We start from the raw sequence: 4266 nt of genomic DNA on the forward strand, positions 1-4266 counted from the left end.
AGAACAGGTACCCACGACGCTGGAATCTCCGGCTGTAGCTACGCCCAAAGTAGCAAATAGTAGCAGCATCTTAGCCACTGTCAATACTAACTTCATCACCAATGTGGTGGATAAAGTTGGCCCCGCCGTAGTGAGAATTAATGCTTCTACAACTGTCGCGGCAAGACCTGCCATGGCAGATGGTGAAGAAGATCCCCTGTTCCGGCGATTCTTTGGCAATCGCGCGCCCCAATCGGGTGGATCTGGAGAACGGGAAATCAGGCAGGGCACCGGGTCGGGATTTATTATTAATAATAACGGTCAGATTATGACCAATGCTCACGTCGTCTCTGGCGCAACCAAAGTCACCGTCACTCTCAAAGATGGTCGGACGATCGATGGTAAGGTCATAGGGATCGATCGAGTCACCGATGTCGCAATCGTTCAAATTGCCGATCGCAATCTACCTAGTATCCAAATTGGCGATTCGGATAAGATCAAACCTGGTGAATGGGCGATCGCGATCGGGAATCCATTAGGATTGGATAATACCGTTACTGCTGGCATCATCAGCGGTACCGGACGCTCTAGTGCAGACATCGGCGCTGCCGATAAGCGCGTCAACTTCATCCAAACCGATGCGGCGATCAATCCCGGCAACTCCGGCGGCCCCTTGCTCAATGCCGCAGGACAAGTCATCGGCGTGAATACCGCCATTCTGCGCGGTACTCAAGGCTTGGGTTTTGCCATTCCGATTAATACCGCCCAGCGAATTGCCAGCCAACTGATTGCCACAGGTAAAGTCGATCATCCCTTCTTGGGCATTCAAATGATCGATCTGACGCCACAGCTCAAGAATCGCATCAACAACGATCCCAATGCTAACTTAAAGATCGACGTCGATCGAGGTACCCTGATCGCTCGCGTTGTGCGCCAATCACCCGCAGCCATTGCTGGCATCAAGTCTGGCGATATCATTGAAAGTGTCGGCGGCAAAAAAGTCCAAACTGTCAACGAAGTGCAGCAAGCGGTTGAAACTACCAAAATCGGTACCAGCATTAGCGTCCAAGTCCGTCGCAACGGTCAGACACTCTCGCTGAATGTGACGCCTGTTGCCGCGCCGCCGATGGCAGCAGCCCCAGAATAACCAATCTCAACCGTCGTTAGTGGCGAGAGTGAGTAGTGCTAAATGGGGACAATCACCAACATTATTGTCCGTAAGCTTGAATTGCCGACACTGCTCACACTCCGCCTTATTTATGGTAATCCTGTGACGATCTATTTTTACACCGATCGAGAAACACCCTACGGTTGCTTCTCCAACTTTTCCAAGCATGGCTTTGTAATGGATAAATTGTGGTGGTACACCACCGAACACTATTTCCAAGCCCAGAAATTCATTAACACCCCCTATCTCGAACAAATTCGATCGATCCGAACGCCTAATGATGCCGCTAAAATGGGTAGAAAGCGCACATTGCCTCTCCGCAGCGATTGGGAACAGGTGAAGGACGAAATCATGCTCCGCGCCGTGCTGTGCAAATTTCAAATCCACCTCGATCTGCGCGAAATTCTGATTGGTACTGGCGATGAAGAAATTGTCGAAAACGCCCCCAACGACTATTATTGGGGCTGTGGCAAAGATGGCACAGGCAAAAATCAGCTAGGATTGACTCTCATGCAAGTCAGAGAAACACTGAGGAATAATTGATAATTAACGATCGGTAGAACTCAAAGATTTATCAGCTTGACAATGCTCGAAACTTAGATGGTGGGCAGTGTCCACCCTACTGGGACGACACGACTGAGGAATAATTGATAATTGATAATTAACGATCGGTAGAACTCAAAGATTTATCAGCTTGACAATGCTCGAAACTTAGATGGTGGGCAGTGCCCACCCTACTCTACCCTCTAATCTTTGCGCTCCCATCTCCCATCTCCCATCTCCCATCTAAATCAATGATTAAATCCTGGCTGGTTATCGGCATCGTGGCAGTACTAGTTGCGGTTGGGCTAGGGAGACTAAATACACCAGAAGGGTATCGCTGGTTCAATCGCCAACGCCGTCCTACCTGGCTGACATTCGAGGGGCTGATTCCGGTCATTTGGACGGTCATCCTGATCTGCGGCGTGTGGTCGGCGTACAATGTCTGGGAAGCAGCTCCGAGTAATCCACCCTGGGGACTGATGGCAGTGTATCTGCTCCTAGAGGTGTCTATTATGCTCTACACGCCCTCTATGTTCTTGTTTAAGAATCTGCGGGCAGGAACGATTGTCGGTGCCGCAGGCTGGGTTATTGGTGTCATTCTGGCGATCTTGGTTTATCCAGTTTCGAGTACGGCAACAGCCTTACTCATCCCCTATCTGCTCTGGAGTCCGATCGGGACGTATGTAACATGGGTGATGGAAGGGCTAAATTCGAGTCGAGATTAGCGGCAGGCAAAATAGCGATCGGGCTTGATGTGAGCAATTTGGCGATCGATCGAGAAATTGGGATTACAATGACTTAGAACGATAAATCAGCATGACGAAAATCGAGATCTCCATGAACTCCGCTCGGTCTTAGCTGCGATTGGGGTGCATCGGCGACAACATTATCAAATCTCTGTACTTGAAGAACGCGATGCACTTGTTTGACGAAATAGTTCGATCTCTTTCTAACGATCTCAACCAGATCTGCGACGATTTTACCGAATACCTCTGCGGTGATACCGCTGGGGTGAGTAAACCTAAAACAGCGGTTAAAGAGCGTTCGCTGGGCAGCCTGTCCGCTTACAACCAAGCAATCTTGGCGACCCCGACGGATGCCAGACTTTTCTCCGGGCGCGGTTTCATGCGGCACTACGCTCGCGACCAATCAGGTGCGATCGTCGATTTTACACTGGCAATTTCTCTCGATCCGTTGTTGGCTGAAGCCTATGCTGGTAGGGCAATGAGCTATACGCAACTCGTTGGCGGAGCCTCTCTGGAGGAGAATCGGATGACCGAAGCATTAGCGGATTTCGATCGGGCGATTTCCTTACAGGAACGCTCCGCGAACGCATTAAATGCTGACATGAAATGGGTGTATGCTGCTAGAGCTGTAGCCCGCTCTTACAGTGGCGATAATGATGGCGCGATCGCTGACTTTACCCGTTGTACCCAAACTGCGCCCAGTGCGAGCGATTATTACAACCTCGGCGTCAGCCAAGCCACATCTGCTCTTTATCCATCTGCCTTGGCAAGTTTGTCCAAATCCCTCACTCAACGCCCTGAAATCGCTACCTACTATGCGCGAAGCGTGACGCTGGCAGCTTTGGGTGACGAGTTTGGAGCCAGTCGCGACTACAGCGAAGCACTCGCCCGCGAAACTCCCGGATCTGGCAGCCTGCAATCCAATGACGAACACGCCTATTACTTCCGCGCCCTCGCACGGTTAGCACGCGATAATCGGGAAGCGGCAACAGCCGATCTCCGCACCACGATCGAGATCTGCGATCGCAAACAGAATGCCGCCCTCCGCCAAACCGCCACGGCGAAACTCGCCGAAGTCGGTTAACTCACTAGCTCAAATTAGAGATTGGGTTAATAGCTGTCATACCAATCTCTAATTGAAGAATCACAGATCTATACCTCTTACCTTTTACCTCTTACCTCTTACCTCTTACCTCTTACCTTTTACCTCACCCCGATCGATTCGGTTGGTGAATTTTGATGAGCTGCTGTACGGGATTGAAAGTATTATCTAAAGTGAGCAGAACTCAGATCGCCACGATCGAGCGAGGATGAGAGCTGTTCACAACCACACCAAGATTTGTATATGTTAGCCAAAAGAATTCTACCTTGCCTGGATGTCAAAGCTGGTCGCGTCGTCAAGGGCGTTAACTTTGTCGAATTGCGGGATGCAGGCGATCCGGTAGAGCTGGCGCAAGTTTATAATGATGCGGGCGCGGATGAGTTAGTATTTCTGGATATCACCGCCAGTCACGAAGATCGCGACACGATGATCGATGTCGTTTACCGGACTGCGGATCGGATATTTATCCCGCTGACTGTCGGTGGAGGGATTCAATCGCCAGCGAATATTAAAGACTTATTGCGGGCGGGGGCGGATAAAGTCAGTCTCAACTCAGCAGCAGTCCGCAATCCCAATTTGATTAATGATGCTAGCGACTTATTCGGCAATCAGTGTATTGTCGTCGCGATCGATGCCAAGCGCCGTCACGATCCGAGTAATCCCGGCTGGGATGTCTATGTCAAAGGCGGTCGGGAGAATACCGGGCTAGATGCGGTCAAATGGGCGCA

5 protein-coding genes are annotated in these 4266 nt (G+C 50.6%); all 5 read left to right on the forward strand.

All coding sequences use genetic code 11. From position 1 onward, the window contains the following. On the forward strand, nt 1-1126 hold a 1126-nt coding region (locus RMO35_RS14030; RefSeq protein ID WP_309741927.1), incomplete at its 5' end, for an HhoA/HhoB/HtrA family serine endopeptidase. A 123-nt stretch (nt 1127-1249) separates the two neighbouring features. Further along, nucleotides 1250-1690, forward strand: a complete 441-nt coding sequence (locus tag RMO35_RS14035) for an NADAR family protein (protein WP_396135670.1) — start codon at nt 1250-1252, stop codon at nt 1688-1690. A 251-nt stretch (nt 1691-1941) separates the two neighbouring features. Further along, nucleotides 1942-2415 carry a tryptophan-rich sensory protein gene (locus tag RMO35_RS14040; protein WP_309741929.1) on the forward strand — a complete coding sequence of 158 codons (474 nt, stop codon included), beginning with the start codon at nt 1942-1944 and terminating at the stop codon, nt 2413-2415. Nucleotides 2416-2611: 196 nt separating this feature from the next. Continuing rightward, the gene (locus tag RMO35_RS14045; RefSeq protein WP_309741930.1) at nt 2612-3520 is read left to right on the forward strand and encodes a hypothetical protein; all 909 of its coding nucleotides are present in this window, start codon (nt 2612-2614) and stop codon (nt 3518-3520) included. A gap of 261 nt (nt 3521-3781) precedes the next feature. Next, nucleotides 3782-4266, forward strand: a 485-nt coding sequence (gene hisF, locus RMO35_RS14050) for a HisA/HisF-related TIM barrel protein (protein WP_309741931.1), incomplete at its 3' end; no start/stop codon positions are given.

Source organism: Chamaesiphon sp. OTE_20_metabat_361, from assembly GCF_031364565.1.